An 18,943-nucleotide genomic window follows, 5' to 3' on the forward strand; every position below is an offset into this window, starting at 1 on the left:
TTTAGTTAACATTTATCGGCTTTTCTGTTACATTCCAACTAAAATACACACCCCTCCTGGATCGGTTCTTATGTGCGGCATTTTTGGCTACCTCGGACAGCGCAACTCGGCAAAAATATGCATAGAAGGATTAAGACGCCTCGAGTACCGCGGGTACGACTCGGCAGGTCTTGCTGGCATCCATGAAGGGGCGCTCGTCTCCTACAAAGAGATCGGCAAGATTGGCGCTCTCGAAGAGATCGTCAATGCTCTTCCAATGAGTTTTGACATCGCCATCTCTCACACCAGATGGGCCACCCACGGCAAACCTACAAAAGAGAACGCCCACCCCCACTTCGATCAGAACAACACCCTAGCTGTCGTCCATAACGGGATCATTGAAAACCACAATGCGCTCCGCGAGATGCTTAAAAAGAAGGGATTTGTCTTTCAATCGGACACCGATACTGAGGTCATTGCACAGCTCATCTCTCATCTCTATGAAGGCGATCTTCTAGCAGCTGTTCAGAAGGCGATAGCTCTTTTGCAGGGCTTCTGGGGCCTTGCGATTATTCATAAAGACCATCCAGACCAGATCGTTGCAGCTGCCAGAGAAAATCCGATTGCGATCGCGCTGAATGCATCGCGCACTGAGGCCTACGTCGCCTCAGACGCAAACGCCTTCTCAAGTTCCGATCTCGACATCGTCTTCCTGCGAAATAATGAGGTTGCACTCGTTTCAAAAGAGCATGTGAAGATTTTCGACTCCTCTTCCGCTCCGGTCTCGGTAACTATGAACCGACTTGGAATTGAGCAGCATGCGATCACAAAAAATGGCTTTGAACACTTCATGCTCAAAGAGATCTTCGAGCAGCCACACACGATCCAACAGGCTTTTCACAACCGCTGCATCGAAGAGTATGGCACTGCAGAATTTGAAAATCTCGAAATCAGCCCGAAAGAGCTCCTCTCGGTGCGCAGGATTCTTATCCTCGCTTGTGGGACATCTTGGCATGCCGGCTCCGTTGCCGCATCCCTGCTAGAGGATAAAGCGCGCATTCCTACTCAGGCTGAGATCGCTTCAGAATTTCGTTATAAAAACCCGATCGTCTCCGAAGACACGCTCGTAATTGCAATCAGCCAATCTGGCGAAACACTGGATACGATTGCCGCAGTGCGCGAAGTGAAGAACAAGGGCGCAAAAGTGCTTGGAATTTGCAACGTGCGCAACTCGACTCTTACTCGTGAAGCCGACTACTGCATCTTCTTAAGAGCAGGTCCTGAGATCAGCGTCTGTTCTACAAAAGCATTCACAAGCCAGCTCACCGTGCTCTCTCTCTTTACGCTCCTGATGGCGCGTCTTCGCCACATGAGTAAAGAAGAGGGTCAGGCGTTTCTCGCTGAGCTTCAGCAGCTGCCTGCAACAATCCAGAAGATCTTAGCGCAAAAAGAAGAGATCCAGCGCATTGCAAATAAGTACGCCTCATATGAGAACTTCTTCTTCCTGGGACGACACTACATGTTCACCACGGGTCTTGAGGCTGCGCTCAAACTGAAAGAGATCAGCTACCTCAATGCTCTTGGCTATCCCGCTGGCGAGATGAAGCACGGACCCATCGCCCTTCTAAATCCACAGCTCCCCGTAATCGGAATGTGCGGCAATAAGCGCACTTACGACAAGATGCTTAGTAACCTCATGGAAGTTAAAGCCCGCGGAGCGCCAATTCTCGCTTTTGCACCCGAAGATGCCCAAGAGATCGGCGCGATTGCAACCGACGTGATCTCTCTTCCGCCAGTCATCGATGAGCTCGCCTGCATCCCCTATTCGGTTGCAGCTCAGCTCTTCGCCTACTACGTCGCCTTAAAACGCGGCACCGACATCGACCAGCCTCGCAACCTCGCCAAGTCGGTCACCGTCGAATAACAAGCAGCCCGCTAAGGAAGCGCTCGGAGAAGAAATGGACGTCAACGGACGAGTCACGGACAGGAAACGGACGAAAATGGACACGCGCCAAAGAAAGAATTCCTTCCCTCTCTCTTGCCCGCCTGTCCATTTTCGTCCATTTCCTGTCCGTGACTCGTCCGTTAATGTCCGTTTTTCTCGGCGGGGTCTTTTCGCGCGTCTATGCGGGTTACTGTTTGAGGAGGAGCTGGCCGGTGCCGGTGATATTGCTCTGGATTTTGCGGGGACTGCCGGAGTAGTTGATTACTCCGCTGCTTGTGATGGTGGCATCTAGAGTTTCGGTGGCTTGCACGTAGGCGACTCCGGATCCTTCAAGGACAATTTCACACGCCTCGCTCGAAAGGTCGCTAGCTCGATAGAGCCCTCCGTCACTGATCAAGATGTTCTGATTGCCCACATGACCAGAGGCTGTCACCTCTCCATCGCGGATTAGATAGAGCGCTAGCGAGTTACCTTGGATATCCATGTTGAGCTCGGCATTATCTCGCACGATAGCTGTTAAGTCGTGCACTTTAAAACCATCGATTTTAACGCGAGATCCACCCTCGAGAGTAAGAGAGGTAAGGTCCTGCAGTGTCACTGTGCATTTAAGATTAGAAGGACGAGAGCGGAAGAAATCTAAAAATCCACGCTTCTCCTTAACTACAAGCATATGGTCGGAGATAAAAACGGAGGCTCCTTGAAGCTCTTTTTCACTACCCTCTAGCACAACCTCTGATGAGGAGCCCTGCTGAATGACCAACTCTCCATTTCCTTGGAATAAAAATTGGTCGACATCCTCGATGGGAATCGCCTTTGTCTGAGCAGAGACAAGTGAAACCGCAGAGATCATGAGAAAGATGATGCTCTTCAAGTTTTAGACCTCAATGTGATCTGGCCTGTTCCTGAAACACGCTTTTCGAGCTCTCGCGGTTCCGCTGTGTAGTTAACCCTCCCTTGACCCAGCACGAAGGCCGAGAGCTTCTCCTCAGCTTCAACATCAGCAACCCCCTGCCCCACTACTTTCACTTCGCAGACTCTGCTATCAAGCCCCGCACCGCGATACTCTCCCATGTCTTCTACTAGAACCTCTTGACGTTTCACACTTCCTTGAGTTGTGAGACGCGCAGCATCGTAGATCCTGCATGAGAAATTACCCCCCGTAAGGAATAACAAGCCGGAAGACCTGTCGTGAAGATCGGCCTGAAGATTAGGAAGCACCAGCCTTTCTGTCTCAAGAAGAGCATCTCCTTTGAGTGTAAGCTTACGAAAATCGTGGGTAACAGTAACTGTACATACGAGAGAAGATGAGGGCTGTCTGAAGCCTGTGTCTCTTCTGGTAATTCTCAATGCACCCGCTTGAACCCTAATCTTGGTGTCGTGGACGATCTCCTCATCCCCCTCGATTTGAAGACCTGCCCTCTCCCCTTCTCTGATAATTAGCTTCCCAACCCCTTGAAAATCAATCTCTTCTATGTAGTTAACACTCTTGGAGATAAGAACAGTGCGGGCTTCAACCGCACTCAATTGAACTAAAAAGGGTAGAAACAGACAAAAGAAGGCGCGCATTGAGCTCTTTTCCTCTTAAAAAACTCACTGTAGACAATGAATCTTGTTCCATCAACTATTTTTTTAAAATTATCACAAAACGCTTACGATCAATGCTTTATACAAAGCTATATTTATTGAAATTAAAGACAAATTGTTATAAAATTATTTTAAATAAATTATTAAAGGTTCACAACTATGTCAGTTACAGCAAGATTAAGACCAACTTCACAAAGTGAAGTGGCTACTCCTCCAGGTAGTTCTAATACTCCCGCAGCTAGCAGCACCCCTTACGCCCCTCTCCTTTTAGGCACTTATGTGACCTTTGGAACGCAGTCATTCTACGTCACTCACTTAAGAGATGGCGTCGAGATGGCCCACAGTCAACAGGAGTGGAATGAGATCTGTGCAAGTAGTCTTAAAGAGCTCTGGGAAGAGATGCAGGCTGAGAACCCCACACTAGCCAATCCGGAAGCGATAAAAGAGGTAGAGCTCAACTTCCAAGGTCGCTCGACGGTTATTCTAAACTCTCAGGGTCAATCTACATCTGCTCAGACACCACAATTTCTTAAAGTTGGACGTTTAACCCAAAAACACTTCACGGCTCTTTCTCGCGCTCTAAAAACCTCAACGGGAAGGCCCGCCCTGAAAAGCTTCGGCTTCAAGACAGTGTATGGCAACTACCATCAGGGAAACACTCCTCTAATTCAAGACGAGAGATATCACAGAGCTTGCACAGCGATCAATTTACAATTCGCACAAGAGGCTCTTCTTCTTCTTTCTCAGAACGGAGATAATATTGACGCTTCATTTATCGATGAAGTGCTTGAACAAGGTCAAAGAAAACATGGCGATGGGATCCGACCTCGCATGCAAGGACCGGAAAGTGAAGCTGGTATAACAAGTTTTTACGACGCTCATAACAGCAACTGGTTTCCACTTCTTCAGCGAGGAGATCCAACGACAGTGCGCCTCTCTAATGTAGGCGCCAAAAATGAAATTCTACAGCAGCTAGAGAGATTAAGAGCGGCTGGGGGCAACTCTTCTGTTTTTGTCGGCATTACCGATGATCAAGGAGAGAGCTTCGGCGTTCAAATTTACAAGGATCAAAATGGGAGCCTAACAGAGGCTGTTTACTTCGATTCCCATTCTCATAAAGATATCAATGGGCATGAAAATGCATGTGTTAAACGCTTCACTTCGTTGGGAGAGGTAGCAGAATTCTTGGCAGTGCGTGTAGCACGCTCAGCTGAGATCACAATGAGCCCATTCATCTTGGATCTGCGGTTGATACAATTCCTCACAGCTCTGGGTGCATATAAAGTTGAAAAAGAGGCTGAAAGAGATTCCTCATTACAATTAGAAGCTCTGCAGCAAGCGCTAAGAGAACTTCTAAATAGAAACCAGCCACTTGGAACTCTAATTCTGCAGCTCTTGTTAAATCCGACAGAACCAGATCAAATCACTATTGAAAATGCATTACACTGGCTGCAAAATGCCAGAAGCCTTCCCACAACAAGTCAAATCATCGAACGGTTGCGCGCGATCACACCTCGACCTCCTGCAGATGAAGAGGTACATCCTATAGTCGAAGAAGTCGACTAAGACGCGATGATTGCGCTAAATAGGGTATTGATCTAAAAGTGCGTTATAGGAGCACTTAGAAAGATCATGCGCTATCGTACAAAACTCTATCTTGCGCTGCTAAGCATCTCGTTTATCAGCATTCTTCTCGCGCTCGGCGTTGTCTATAATGAGACCAAGAAACAGTTCATCAAAGAGTATAGCAGCAAGGTCCTCTCCATTGCGGCAACTGCAGCTGCGTTCATCGATGGCGATGCGCTGGAAAAAATCCGCGGAAAAGAGGATGTAAACCTACCAGAATACGCAAAGCTCCGGCGCCAACTCCAAAAGGCTCGCAATGCGAATCGTCGAGATGACATCTACGTTAAGTGGTTCTACACATTTCGTCAGTCTGAAGAGGATCCGGACCAGTTCTTTTACGTAGTAGACACTGAAGAGAGCGGAAAGGACTACTCCCCTCCAGGAGATGTCTACATAGAGGCTCCTAGCTACGATCTAGCTCGCCACTTCCGGTCATACTACGCTCCAGAAGAGTTCATCAGCGACGTAGAGGGACAGTGGCTCATGGCGACTGCTCCAATCCGTGATAATAGTGGAAAAATTGTAGGCGCAGTCGAAGCCGATATCAGAGCTAACGATATCCTCGTTCTGCTGCATAAACTCCTCATGTTTGGAATCACAGCCCTTGCCATCTCTTCGGCAGTCTCAATTGGACTCGGCTACCTCTTAGCTCGAGGCATCACCCACTCTCTTGGAACCCTGCATAAGTGCGTGAAAAGAATCGAACAGGGCGATTTAGGAGCGCGCGTTACACTCAAAACTCACGATGAATTCAATGAACTCGGAATGGGCATAAACGACATGGCTAAGGGCCTGCAAGAACGGGAGCGTTTAAAAACAGGCTTTGCTCGCTATGTCTCACATCATGCCATGGAGAAGCTCTTGCAATCAGAATCCTATTTAAAACTTGAAGGCGAGCGCAGGAAAGTGACGATGCTCTTTTCCGACATCCGCCAGTTCACTACCCTCTCTGAGAAACTTCCCCCTGAACAGGTAGTGGGCATCTTAAACGCCTACTTCGAAAAAATGATCGAGGTGATCTTCCGTAACCATGGAACGCTGGATAAGTTTCTCGGTGATGGAATGATGGTCGAGTTTGGAGCCCCGATTGAAGATGCAAGGCAAGAGATCAACGCGGTCTCTGCTGCTCTTGAAATGCAGCGAGAACTCTCAAAACTCTGCGATAAGTGGGAGAAAGAGGGGCGTCCGCGCATTGAGATGGGCATCGGCATCCACACCGGTTTTGCAATCGTAGGAAACATCGGCTCGGAGATCCGCACCGAGTACACTGCGATTGGAGACACGGTAAACGTCGCCTCCCGCCTTGAATTTGCTACAAAAACCTTGAAAGCGCACATTCTGATTAGCGAAAATACATTTAAAGCACTTCCGCCTAACCTGTTTAAATATAAGAACTTAGGTCAGATGCCCCTCACTGGCCGAGAAGAGATGGTAACCGTCTATTCGATTCTGCCATTCGATTGACTTGAGGTGCCACCCCGTGCGATACTCCCGCCTACATGGAATCTAAATCAGAAAAACAGGCTGCTCTGGAAAAGAGCACAAAGGTTGAAAGTAGAATCGTCCACAAAGGACACACGCTCGATATTCGCGTCGACACCTTCATCCTAAAAGGCAAGCAGAGACAGTGGGATGTCATTCTCCATCCAGGCGCTGTTGCCATCCTTCCTATCAATTCAGACGGCGAGCTTCTTCTGATTAAACAGTGGAGACGCGCAGCAGAGAGAATCCTCATCGAACTTCCAGCTGGGACTCTAGATGCAGGAGAGCCGCCCGATGTCTGCGCTCAACGAGAACTGCAAGAAGAGACGGGATACAGAGCCCAAGAGCTCATTGGCCTCGGAGGCTTCTTTACCGCGCCAGGCTTCTGCACAGAGTATATCCACTTTTTCATTGCAAGAGAGCTGACCCCCTCCTATCTCGAGGCCGATGATGATGAGGGGATCGACCTCCTTCCTGTCAGCCTTAAACTCGCACTTGAGATGATCGACAGCGGCACTATCTGCGACGCAAAGACGATAGCTGGCATCATGCGCTACGAGCGCTGGCTAAAGATACATGGAAAATAGATCTATGAAACGCAAACTCCCCACACTACTCGCTCTTATCTTTCTCCTTCTCATTCTCGCTATTATTGCGCTGCCCACACTTCTTTCCACCTCCTGGGGAAAGGAGAAGATCACTACATATTTAGAGCGCAAACTCCCCTATCAGATTGCCGTTAACGAGCTCTCGCTAAGCTGGCTGGGACCGCAAAAGATTCAGGGAGTTCAAATCGTCGAACGTGAAGGAGAGGCGCGGCTAAGCTGCGAAGAGATCCACTCCTCTGCTTCTCTTATCCAGATACTCTTTAAAAAAGAGTTTAAAGACCTTGAGATCACACGCCCTGTTGCGGCGATGGAAGCCTCTGCAATTAGCCCCACGATCTCCTACAGACAGCAGTATAAGCGCGGGATGCAGAGAGGGTCTCTCGTTCCCTCCCTATCCTGGAAGGCCTCTCCACTGCCAGTTTCTGGGCATATCAAGTTAAAGGATGGAGAGCTCTCACTCTACAACAATAAGATCCCTGTCGTGCGCTACTACAACCTTCAAGTAGACGCAGATCTCCCCTCTCCTGGCTCCAACTTGCGCATCGACCTCTCGGGCTCAACAAAAGAGGAGCAGATCCAGGGCACCTTCCACCTGCTTGCAGAGCAGTCGGTAGCTCCGAGCGAGTGCATCGCTCTTTCAAGCGAATTCAATAACTTCCCTTTAAGCGGCCTCGACGCCCTTCTATCTCTTGCCCATCCCGAGTACCAGGGGCTTCTGACAAGCGCGATCGGCCCCTCACTCAATCTAACGATGCAGGGAGACCTCTCAGCAGCGGGCTTGAGCTTCAACTTGAATGCAAGCTCAGCACTACTACAAGCGGCCGTGCAAACAGCTTTTAAAGATGGTCTCATCACACTTCTAGCTCCAGGCAAGATCTCTCTTACCCTCACTCCAGACTTTGCAGCAAGGCTTGTGAAGATCGCGCCTGCTCTCTCTGAATTAAGTCTGAAAAAAAATTTAAACAGCACGATCACTATCTCCTCACTCTCGCTACCCATCAAAGATGAGAAGCTCGATCTCGCATCGCTCTCCTTCACAGCTGGCATTGAAACCTCCCCCACAACCCTACTCTCAAAGGCAACCACGCAGCAGATCGACCTCGATTCACTCGAGCTGCATGTGACTAGCCAGAGATTAGATCAAGGCGCGCAGGCAGATCTCGCTCTCTCTGCCAAAGTCGATGGCTTTGTAAGCACTATATCGGCGCAGGGCAAGGTCGGTTCGCTCTTCGATCCTGAGCTCTCAGGAGAGGGCTCATGGAGCGCAAGCAGACTCTCTTTAGGCGTTATCGAAGAACTCGCAAAACAGAAATCAAAAATCGCGCCATTTCTCGGAGCCACACTCGATGCAAGCGGCTCTTTCAAGTTAAAGCGGAAGGCTCTTGCTTTTACTGTTCAGATGACCGCTCCCAACTTCTCCCTCTCGCCTGCAACGTTTACCTACGCAGATAAGCTCACGCTTACCAGCCCAGCAACTCTACGATTTGCCCCTTCAAAAGAGCTATTAACGGCATGCCTTCCCGCTGCTTTTTCTATGCAGCCAAGCTGGATCGAGATGAACATCCAGGAGCTCCTATTTCCAGTGAATGAGATCGAAGAGTTAACCCTTAAAGCCGATCTACGCAGCTCGCCTCTTATCTTTGATAAGTTCGGCGAGTTCGGACCTCTCAGCGTCGATAGCTGCCAGGGCCGCTTGGAGATAAACTCATTAAAATCGATGCTGATGCAGATGAGCCTCTCTCCCTGCAGCCAGAAGAAGGAGACCTGCGCGCTTCTTAACATCACAACTCAAGCCGCACTCGACAGTAAAAAATCGGAGTTTCACTCCTCATCCAACATCTCATTCTCCCTCCAAGACGTAAATGCTGGAAACCTGAGTCTGATACTCGATGGAAAACAGCTTGCAGCACCCGTTCCAAACTGGACAGTAACGCTCGATGCCAAAGAGCTCTCTGTTTCTCTCTTCGATAAGCTGCTTCAGCAGCAGAATGCTTTTACCTCTCTTCTGGGTCCTACCCTCAATGTTCACCTCGAGGCGCAAAAAGAAAAAGTAGAAGTAAAGGCAACGAGCGCAAACTTAAATCTGCACGGGACACTCTCGGCAAAAAACAACACCCTCTTTCTCGTGGGCGAGCCGATGGAGCTCTTTTTTACACTGAATGGAGAGGGTTTTTCCCGCATTAAAAGCTGGCTTGCAAAGACTCCTGCAACAGTCGAGCTACTTCAGCCTTCAATCTGCTCTTTCACAATTTCAAGTCTAAACATCCCTCTCACAAAAGACCTATCCTGGAAAGATCTGCAGATCGTCGCAAATGGCGGCATCGATAAGTTCGCCTTCCAAGAGAAGGGAAGCGGGCAGAGTGTGAAATTTGATCAGCTCATCCTGAAGCTGCAAAAAAAAGAGAAGCTCTCGCCTCTCTCTTTCCAGCTCACCTCACAAGTTTCAACGAAAGAGGTTTTAGGAGGGAAAGCAGCCGAAGGAAAGATCGAGTGCATCGGCAGCCTGCAAGAGAGTTCGGACCTTAAACGCCCCTCGCTTGAGCTAGATGCCACCATCGAGCAGCTCCCCAGCTCGATCTTCGATCTCGTTGCGCAGCTAACTAACTCCTCTTCACTCGCTCCACTATTTGGCAATGCGCTTGATGCCAAAGCACACGTCTCTCTAAAGAATGGCTCGGGACCAGTCCAGCTCAATCTCAAATCCCCCAACAGCCGTTTTTCAATTGCAGGAGTGGTTACAAGTGGAGTTCTAACTCTTTCTGAGCCCATTCACGCCCAGGTGCTAATGACAGAGGAGCTTACACGCCCAATGTTAAAAGAGGTCAATCCACTCTCGATCTCGTCGATCACCTCTTCTCACCCACTAACGCTTGAAGTCCAACCAGATGGATTCTCTCTTCCTTTAGACAACTGGAAAAAACTGTCGCTCTCCAAAGCTAAGATCGAGCTCGGCCAGATCCAGTGTGAGAATCAGGGAGCTTTCCAGGTGACGTTAGGGCTGCTCAAATCAAAGCAGTTTTCGGGAGACAAGCAGCTCCACCTCTGGTTCGCACCCATCGAACTCAGCATAAAAGAGGGAGCCGCTATAATTGAGCGCACAGAGATCCTCATCGCCCAAACATTTGAAGTGGCGATGTGGGGCAAGCTCAACTTGATCGATGAGAATGTCGACATGATCCTCGGACTCACCAGCCAGTGCCTGAGCAAGGCCTTCTCCATTCAAGACCTTCCCCCCGACTATGTGATGCAGATTCCGATGAAGGGCAAGATGAACGACGTCCAGATCAATACAAAGGCCGCAACAGCTAAAATCGCAGCCCTCCTCATCTGGCAGCAGAAGTCGCTTGGCGGCGGCCTACCCGGAATCGCAGGAGATCTCCTGGGCAAGCTTGCAACCCTGCCCGATAGCAACTCGCCTACCCCACCAGCCAAACACCCCTTCCCCTGGGAGAGCGGCAAACCAGCCACCCCCGAGCGCAAGAGAAGCAGCCCCTCCTCCCCCTCCAAAAAGAAGAGCGGCGTCCGCAAAGAGGACAAGCCCCTCAAGCAGCTCCTCAAAATCCTCAAGTAGCCCCTCTTTTTTGGAGTGCGGAGACCCGGCGCCGCTTTTCTTAAAATCGGCTTGTCGATTTTTCTTCAATTTAAGAGAGAGCGCCAGGTCGCTCTCGAAAAAAGCGGCGCCTGGTCGCCGCACTCCAAAAAAGATATAATCTAAAATTTAATTAGGTGCTTTTCGATATACTATTCATTTTGAAAGGCCTTAGCTTTTTACTTTTTTTGTAAAAATTGCTATAATTTTCGACAAAACAAGAGCGAAATATCAATGAGCACAGGTTTAGTCTTACACGAGACAAAAGGACCCGCTATAGCAGAGCCCACAGGAGACTCCTGCCCCGCGGACACTCTTCCTGCTGAACTTCTCAACAAGATTTTTTCTTTCTTGCTAAGAGCCGAGACATTCTTCACTGAGCAGACTCTCCAACCCGTCCATTTTGCAGCGGTCTGCAAAAGCTGGAGAAGAGAAGCAGATTTTGTGCGCTGGAATAGGCTTATGCAGCGCGCTTTCCCCTCGCTCCCAGCTGGAGAGGGCGACATCCCAACTCGCTGCAAAAACTGGCAAGCGATGATGGCGCGCAACGTGCTGGCAGGGCGCTTCACCATATCTGCTGCTCTCCCCATTTTTACTCAAAAGATGGTAATGACTGTTACCGAAAATGCACAAAGACACACTTGGTATCTCTCTCCTCTAGATGAACACTATGAAAGAGTTCGCATACGCCATTTTAAAACTGGTGAGATACTTAGAGAGTTTCGAACAGAAAAAACGCCAGCAAACAACTACCAGCTATTTAAGGGAAAGCTTTTCCAGACTTACCGTCCAGGTGGTTTTCGAGCTCTTACTAGAATTCAATCACGCGATCTCACCACAGATTCACATCTGTTCAGAATTAGTGGCTTTTCTTCGGACGAGTTCTCCGCCCCCCCGGAGGGGCTACTTCTTAATTCAGAAAGCGGTGACTTCAATGCATTAACCAGCCTATTTGAATATATAGTTTCAAATGACAAGCTAGTAATTCCTCTAGCGGACAGACTTGAAGTGCGCGATCCCAACACAGGAAAGCCCCTGGGCAGCATTCCTTGTACAGCATGGAAAAATTCTTGGACATCCTCCTTCGAAGAGTGGGTATTCTTAATTACATCTCAATCAATACACCCACAACTCGATGCAGAGGGATTTTCTACAGAAGTTTTTAATCTTCGAACAATGTCTCGCGAAAGAGCATTTAAGGATCTACGCTTTGGACAAGTGGTGAGAATAGATCGGAATTTTGTAGTAGCGCGAGTCACCGAGTACCAGAATGAAAAACTCACAGAGTCTCTGCTCCTCTTCAATCCTTTAAAACCTAATACGCCCGCCAAAATACTACCCATTGATGAACGCGACTACTTTGAACAAAATTGGAAAAAGAAGGGAGCTAATTTATGCAAGCTAGGCGAAGAGCACCTGCTTCTGCTCGGACGAAAGACCCTTTCAATTTACAACACAAGAACTGGAGAGAGAAGAGAGCTTCTTCAATCCGAAGAGTGTCTTAAAAAAGAAAACTCCTTTGAGTTTTTTGAGCTATTTGACGGTACTCTAAGAATTTATCCTTTTCTTGACGCTGATACTTGTATCGATCTTAATCTAGCTCTTTTCGAAGGAATCCGGCCCGATTTTACAGACGTAGATAGCGCACCTCCCTTTGAGTTTACCGAAAGAATGCTAAAAGCAATCCCCACTCCCTGGGGAGCCTCTTCATCATTGTGGAGAGATTGGAGAGACCCCTCAAAAGCACGTGAACGCTCATTTACATTTGAAGCCCACGCCTCGCAAATGATGAGCGACAGGATCACTCCGCTACCGCTGATAGATTTGAGGGAGTCCTCACTGTCACTGGAGCGCAAACACTCACGCGTAGCGCCTGCTCCCTTGATATCCGTCAGACCCCAACTTGTCCAGCCTCCTGCAGCACCTCCTGCAGCACCTCAAACTCCTCGCCCGGCTGCACCTCAAACCCCTCCTCAAGCTGCCCCTCCACAAAGAGCTCCTGAGCGCTCCTTCTTCACTCAGCTCCTCGACGCCTTCAGCGCCTGCTTCCGCTGGCTTTGGACTGCCCTCTTCGGCTCCTAAACTCTCTTTTTTGGAGTGCGTGCGACCTGGCGCCGCTTTTCTTGAAATCGACTTGTCGATTTTCTTCAATTTAAGAGAGAGCGCCAGGTCGCTCTCTTAGAAAAGCGGCGCCGGGTCGCCGCACTCCAAAAAGACGCCTAAGCGTTTGAGAATTAGGATGTTAGGCCAGAGAGATCTCTTTGCAGAGGTAGACGTCCTGGATGGCGTTTAGGAGCTCTACGCCCTCTTTGAGGGGCTTCTGGAAGGCTTTACGGCCTGAAATGAGGCCCATGCCGCCTGCGCGCTTATTGATGACGGCAGTCTCTACGGCTTGGGCTAGATCATCCTTGCCAGAAGGGCCGCCGGAGTTAATGAGGCCGATGCGTCCCATGTAGCCGTTAACAACCTGGTAGCGGCAGAGATCGATCGGGTGGTCGGTGCAGAGCTTGGTGTACATGTCGGGCGTCTCTTTTCCAAACTTCAGAGCCTTGAACCCGCCATTGTTTGTGGGCAGCTTCTGCTTCACGATATCGGCTTTGATTGTGGCGCCAAGGTGGTTGGCTTGTCCCGTTAGGTCGGCAGCTTCATGGTAGTCGGCAGCGGGTGTCTTGAATGCAGAGTTGCGGAGGTAGCACCAGAGGACGGTTGCCATGCCGAGTTCATGCGCCATTTCAAAGGCCTTGCTGACCTCGACAATCTGGCGGTCGCTTTCAGCGGAGCCAAAGTAGATGGTTGCACCTACTGCCACGCAGCCCATCTCATGCGCTTGTTTAACCGAACCGAAGATGATCTGGTCGTGCTTGTTTGGGTAGGTGAGAAGCTCGTTATGGTTGAACTTCATGAGGAAGGGAATTTTGTGCGCATACTTGCGCGCTACAGAGCCGAGCACGCCGAGTGTAGTGGCTACAGCGTTGCAGCCCCCTTCCATGGCAAGTTTGATGATATTTTCGGGGTCGAAGTAGTCGGGATTTGCAGCAAAGGAGGCGCCAGCGGAGTGTTCGATTCCCTGGTCGACGGGAAGAAGAGAGAGGTAGCCAGTGCCTGCAAGTCTTCCGTGGTTATACATCGCCTGAAGGCTTCTTAAAACGCGGATGTTGCGGTCGGACGGTGCAAAGATGCGATCGATCCAGTCTGGTCCTGGAATGTGTAGCTTCTCTTTTGGCACAGTCTTGCAGACGTGGTTCAAAAGTAGATCTGCTTTGGGTCCAAGTAGCTTGCTTATCTTCTCTTTTGACACGGTCTATCTCCTATTTCTCATCTCATTCATGTGAAGTTCGATCTCTTCTAGGCTCTTGCCTTTCGTCTCAGGAACATATCTCTTAATTGCAAAAAAAGCGATCAGCGAAATGGCTGCAAAGAGCAGAAACACTCCTGCGCTCCCCATAAACTTAATCATATCCAGGAAGGTAATCGCAATCAGAAAGTTGAAAAACCAGTTGGCCGCTGTTGCGATGCTCATCGCTCTTCCTCTGACAGAGAGAGGGTAGATCTCAGCAAGAATCAGCCAAGGGATTGGGCCCATGCCGAGTGCAAAGAAGGCGACGTAGCTCATCAGCGTGACGACGGCGATGGGGCCTACTTGAGGCAGCTTCATGAAGAGGGATCCCGACAAAATTAGTAGGCTGATAAGCATCCCTAGAACCCCGATGAGAAGTAGAGGTCTTCTTCCTGCGCGGTCGAGCAGTTTTAAAGCGAGGAAGGTAGTTAAAACGTTAATGACACCAATGCCCATTGTGGCAAGCACCGAGGTCGCATCGGAGCCAAATCCAGCTTCGATAAAGATCTTTGGTGCGTAGTAGATCACTCCGTTGATCCCGGTGATCTGTTGAAGAACGCTTAACATGACTCCCACAAAGAGCGCGAACTTGACGCTAGGCGTAAAAAGTCGGTGCCACGAGGAGTCTTTGCGCGGAGAGGCCACTCTCTTCATCTCAGCGAGATGAGACTCCCACGACTTATCCTTGCGAAGCTTTTGCAGCACATCTTTAGCACTATCTTCTGTGCGGTGGGCAAGCAGCCATTCTGGAGTGTCGGGAAGAAAGATCATTCCCAGCATGAGCAGTCCTGAAGGAATCATTCCGACCGCGAACATCGCTCTCCAGTTTCCCGTATCCAGAAAAAGGTAGTTCACCACATACGCAGTGAGAATCCCGATCGTGCCGACAAACTGGTTGGTTGCAACGATCGCTCCCCTCTTAGAGGGCGGAGAGATCTCTGCGAGATAGAGTGGTGCTGCAAGCGAGATAAAGCCCACCCCAAAACCGGTTAAAAGGCGTCCCAGCAAGATCATCGTAAGATCAGCAGCGGAGGCGGTGGTAGCTGCACCAATTGTGAATACAAGCCCAGTGATGAGGATCATCCGCTTTCTACCGAAGTAGTCGGAGAGCGTCCCAGCAAAAATGCTGCCGACTCCCGCTCCTAGAAGTAGAAGGCTGACGATTAATCCCTCTTGCAAAGGTGTGAGTAGGAATTTTTTCTGGAGCACTCCGAGCGCTCCCGAGACTACAGCTGAATGGAAACCGAAGAGAAATCCACCTAGTGAGACTGTAACGATTGCGATCCAGCCATATGCTGAAAGCCTTTCAGAACTCTTTGCTCGTGTCATGCCGGTTGTAGCCTCTTATTCATGCGCTGTAAAAGCACGCCTTTTTCTTTCTTAAGTTCACTCTCGCTTTTATAACCCATGCGCTCATAGAAGCCCACCTTGTCTTGCGGCGCAAAGAGATATATTTCTGTGAAACCCTTTTTAATAAGAGCCTGCTCTAATGTGGAGATGAGTTTTCTGCCGAAGCCTCTGCCTTGATGTTCCTCACTTAAAGCCATCTCATGGAGCTTTCCAGAGCTCTCACCCTCCGGAAAAAAGAGAACACAGCCTACGAGCTTCTTCTTTTCAACTGCAACGAGGTGCAGGCTTCCCTTCTCTTCATCTATAAGTTCATTTCCTGGAGGAAGACCCAAAGGTTTGAGGAGAACCTCCCATCTAAGCATCAGCTCGTGGGGATACTCAACATCGTCGGGAGTGATGAAGCAGAATTTCATCATTTTAGACCTCTTGCCCAACCTCATTTATTTGACAAAATCGTTTTTTTTTCGCGGATTTTTATCGCTCTCTCTCGCCGACTCTTTAGAGTCGACTCGCTCGTTTGATCCGAAACTGCAAGCAGTTTCTAAAAATCGGCAAAAAAAATCTCCGATCTTTTCAAACAAAGCAGGTTACGCAAGAGGTCCATTTCCGCACCTTACCACACCGACACTATAGTGAACAAGCACGCGGAAAAGAAAAGAGCGCTCGGAGAAGAGATGGACAAAAAACGGACATCAATGGACGAGAATGGACAGGAAATGGACACGCGCCAAAGAGGTAAAGAGCAGCCCTACTTTTTTCCTTCTTTCTTGCCCGCCTGTCCATTTTTTGTCCGTTTTCCGTCCATTAATGTCCGTTAACGTCCACTCTTTTGGGCGGGCTATTCAGTGGAGGTAGAGGAGGAGGCTTTTGAGGTAGGAGCCTTCGGGGTGGTAGATGGAGATCGGATGGTCGAGGGCTTGATGGTGGCGAGAGAGAATCTTCACGTTGCGGCCAGCTTCAGCAGATGCTTGGAAGAGAAGGTTCTGGAAGAGCTCATCACTGATGTGGTGCGAGCAGGAGGCTGTAAGCAAGAGCGAGCCGGCAGGCATCTTCTCTAGGGCTTGTCTATTGATCTCTTTGTAACCTCTGCAGGCAGCATCGACATCGCTGCGCTTTTTTGCAAAAGCGGGAGGATCTAGAATCACAAAATCAAAGTCGAAGGCAGATCTTTTTAGATAATTGAAAGCATCCTCTTGAATAAGCTTATGCTTATGAGCTGCAAATCCATTGAGCTCTGTGTTTCGCGCTGCAAACTGAAGCGCCTCTGCTGATGAGTCAACGCTCTCTACATATTCGGCTCCACCTTTTAAAGCAAAGAGGGCAAAACCGCCAGTGTAAGAGAAGCAGTTGAGCACCTTGCGCCCTTTTGCATGCTGCATCACAAGCGTGCGCATCTCGCGCTGATCTAAGAAGAAGCCGGTCTTCTGGCCTGTCGAAGCAGAAGTGATAAATCGAACTCCCCTCTCCTCGATCACAACCTCATCCATCGGTGTTCCGTAGAGCAGCCCTTCAGAGTCTTCTAGTCCTTCAAGGCGTCTTGCGGCTGAGGTCGACTTCTCATAGATGCTCTTGGGATTAATCACCTCTTTGAGGATCTGAACGATCAGAGGCTTGAGCCGCTCCATTCCGCACGTATTGATCTGCACTACAACAAGCTCGCCATAGCAGTCGACCACAAGACCTGGCAGGCCATCCCCTTCTGCATTCACAAGCCTGTAAGCTGCAGCCTCTCCCAACTGCATATGCGCTCTTCTCAGCGCGTACGCCTCCTGGAGGAGTCTTTCAAGCGCGCGGTCTACGGGCTCATCTTTAAAAGTAAGCACTCTTCCCGCAAGGGAGTTGGTCGGATTAAAGTAGGCGTGTGCAAGAAAAGCCCCTGTAGAACTTAAAACAGGGAGCATCTCTCCTGGTGTAATCTGCGGCAAGGAGTCAACAGCGCCTGAGAAGATCCAGGGATGCCTCTGCATGAGAGAGCGCTCTTTACCGGCTTTCAGAACCACTGCGCGAGGATAAGTAGTGGTCATACAAGAGCCAACTTCTGCATCTTCTTCTCGGGCTGAACAGGAGCTGCTGCTGGAGAGGCTTTAATCACACGGCCGATCAGGTCGTAGCCTGCAGCGTCTGTGATCTCAACTTCATAGAGCTTCCCAAACGCGGTGACCTTGCGACCATCATTGATAATCACCTGTCCGTCGATCTCGGGGCACTGACCAGAGTAGCGGCCACGCATCAAGAGCTCGGATTCTGGGTGGTAGCCCTCTACCATCACCTGCATGCGTTTGCCGATAAATCGGGCTGCTCTCTTCTCGACAACCTCCATCTGAACGCTTGCGAGGCGCTTGTAGCGCTCCTCTTTTACCTCTTCAGAGATCTGATTCGGCAGAGTAGAGGCGTGTGCTCCAGCCTCAGCCGAGAACTTAAAGATCCCGACGTTATCTAAAGGATGCTTCTGCACAAATTCCACAAGCTCTTCAAACTGCTCATCTGTTTCTCCTGGGAAACCAACCATAAGGCTTGTGCGGATGGTGATGCCTTCAACTTCATTTCTAAGCTTTTCAATGATCTGAATAATCTGCTGCTTCGACGTCTTGCGGCGCATCGCCTTCAGCATCGTGTCATTAATGTGCTGAATCGGCATATCAAGGTAACGGCATAGGCGCTTGTCGGACTTGATGAGCGTAATGAGTTCGTCTGTGATCTCATCCGGGTAGAGGTAGAGAAGCCTGAGCCAGAACTCTTTTTTAACTTTCAACATCTCGCTGAGTAGACCTTCAAGAGCATTCACCTCTTTGCGCTCTTTTCCAAAGTCGCCAAGATCCTGAGCGATGAGGATCACCTCGTGCGTTCCCTGATTTAAGAGTGCATTAAACTCTTTAACCACCTGATCGACCGTCTTGCTGCGGAGAGGTCCTTTAATCGTAGGAATAATACAGAAGGCGCATCTCTTAGCGCAGCCTTCAGCAATCTTTAGGTAGGCGTAGTGTTTAGGAGTCGATGTGACGCGAGGAACTTCTCCCCACTGCAGAAAGCTACGAGCAGAGGTCACAGCATCGCCGGGAGATGCGGAGCGAACGGCATCGAGAACCTTCTCCATATCGCCAGACCCGATAAAGTAGTGGATCCCAGAAAATCTCGCTGTAATCTCATCCTTGTGCTTCTGGACCATGCACCCAGCTACGATGAGCTTTGCGGACGCCTTTTTCTCTTCAAAGAGCTGCCCGATTGTCGCGAGAGACTCCTCTCTCGATGCAGCAAGAAAGCCGCAGGTGTTAACCACGAGAAAGTCCGCCTCTTCCACACTTGTTGCAACTTCGTAGCCAGCTTGGAGAAGAATCCCGATCATCACTTCAGTGTCGACCAGATTTCTCGCGCAGCCTAAACTCGTAAAATGGATCTTGTTTCCGCTATGCAGCATCTCAACCTCTCATAAAAGAGACGAATTG

General features: G+C 49.6%; 13 protein-coding genes. 6 read left to right on the forward strand and 7 right to left on the reverse strand.

The window, feature by feature from the left end; all coding sequences use genetic code 11:
• Positions 1 to 70: 70 nt before the first annotated feature.
• Positions 71 to 1,903 carry a glutamine--fructose-6-phosphate transaminase (isomerizing) gene (glmS, locus tag HYX48_05260; protein MBI2743306.1) on the forward strand — a complete coding sequence of 611 codons (1,833 nt, stop codon included), beginning with the start codon at positions 71 to 73 and terminating at the stop codon, positions 1,901 to 1,903.
• A 208-nt stretch (positions 1,904 to 2,111) separates the two neighbouring features.
• Here the strand turns inward: glmS and HYX48_05265 are convergent, their stop codons facing one another.
• Both HYX48_05265 and HYX48_05270 read right to left on the reverse strand, forming a co-directional pair.
• Complete coding sequence (locus tag HYX48_05265) at positions 2,112 to 2,795, reverse strand: DUF2807 domain-containing protein (protein ID MBI2743307.1); 684 nt, start codon at positions 2,793 to 2,795, stop codon at positions 2,112 to 2,114.
• Positions 2,792 to 3,490 (reverse strand): DUF2807 domain-containing protein, encoded by a 699-nt coding sequence (locus tag HYX48_05270; GenBank protein ID MBI2743308.1) that lies wholly within the window; start codon positions 3,488 to 3,490, stop codon positions 2,792 to 2,794. The genes HYX48_05265 and HYX48_05270 overlap by 4 nt, the downstream gene beginning before the upstream one ends.
• Before the next feature lie 177 nt (positions 3,491 to 3,667).
• On the opposite strand from HYX48_05270, the gene HYX48_05275 reads away from it, so the two are divergent.
• From HYX48_05275 to HYX48_05295, 5 genes are all read left to right on the forward strand, one after another.
• Complete coding sequence (locus HYX48_05275; GenBank protein ID MBI2743309.1) at positions 3,668 to 5,074, forward strand: hypothetical protein; 1,407 nt, start codon at positions 3,668 to 3,670, stop codon at positions 5,072 to 5,074.
• A 66-nt stretch (positions 5,075 to 5,140) separates the two neighbouring features.
• On the forward strand, positions 5,141 to 6,598 hold the full coding sequence (locus tag HYX48_05280; GenBank protein MBI2743310.1) for a HAMP domain-containing protein: 1,458 nt from the start codon (positions 5,141 to 5,143) through the stop codon (positions 6,596 to 6,598).
• Between the two features lie 35 nt (positions 6,599 to 6,633).
• Positions 6,634 to 7,203 carry an NUDIX hydrolase gene (locus HYX48_05285; GenBank protein MBI2743311.1) on the forward strand — a complete coding sequence of 190 codons (570 nt, stop codon included), beginning with the start codon at positions 6,634 to 6,636 and terminating at the stop codon, positions 7,201 to 7,203.
• Positions 7,204 to 7,207: 4 nt separating this feature from the next.
• Positions 7,208 to 10,795 (forward strand): hypothetical protein, encoded by a 3,588-nt coding sequence (locus HYX48_05290; GenBank protein ID MBI2743312.1) that lies wholly within the window; start codon positions 7,208 to 7,210, stop codon positions 10,793 to 10,795.
• Positions 10,796 to 11,047: 252 nt separating this feature from the next.
• Positions 11,048 to 12,895, forward strand: a complete 1,848-nt coding sequence (locus tag HYX48_05295) for an F-box protein (GenBank protein ID MBI2743313.1) — start codon at positions 11,048 to 11,050, stop codon at positions 12,893 to 12,895.
• A gap of 160 nt (positions 12,896 to 13,055) precedes the next feature.
• Here HYX48_05295 and HYX48_05300 read toward each other — a convergent pair whose 3' ends face one another.
• From HYX48_05300 to rimO, 5 genes are all read right to left on the reverse strand, one after another.
• Entirely contained in the window at positions 13,056 to 14,111 is a 1,056-nt protein-coding gene (locus tag HYX48_05300) for a class I fructose-bisphosphate aldolase (GenBank protein ID MBI2743314.1), read from the reverse strand.
• A 3-nt stretch (positions 14,112 to 14,114) separates the two neighbouring features.
• A complete protein-coding gene (locus HYX48_05305; GenBank protein ID MBI2743315.1) occupies positions 14,115 to 15,479 on the reverse strand; it encodes a sugar porter family MFS transporter in 1,365 nt (454 codons plus the stop codon).
• Positions 15,476 to 15,916 (reverse strand): GNAT family N-acetyltransferase, encoded by a 441-nt coding sequence (locus tag HYX48_05310; GenBank protein MBI2743316.1) that lies wholly within the window; start codon positions 15,914 to 15,916, stop codon positions 15,476 to 15,478. Before HYX48_05310 ends, HYX48_05305 begins: the two co-directional genes overlap by 4 nt.
• Before the next feature lie 426 nt (positions 15,917 to 16,342).
• Positions 16,343 to 17,524: a class I SAM-dependent rRNA methyltransferase gene (locus tag HYX48_05315; protein ID MBI2743317.1), complete on the reverse strand. Its 1,182-nt coding sequence runs from the start codon at positions 17,522 to 17,524 to the stop codon at positions 16,343 to 16,345.
• Entirely contained in the window at positions 17,521 to 18,915 is a 1,395-nt protein-coding gene (gene rimO / locus HYX48_05320) for a 30S ribosomal protein S12 methylthiotransferase RimO (protein ID MBI2743318.1), read from the reverse strand. Before rimO ends, HYX48_05315 begins: the two co-directional genes overlap by 4 nt.
• Positions 18,916 to 18,943 lie beyond the last annotated feature (28 nt).

Source organism: Chlamydiales bacterium (genome assembly GCA_016185065.1).
Classification (GTDB): domain Bacteria; phylum Chlamydiota; class Chlamydiia; order Chlamydiales; family Rhabdochlamydiaceae.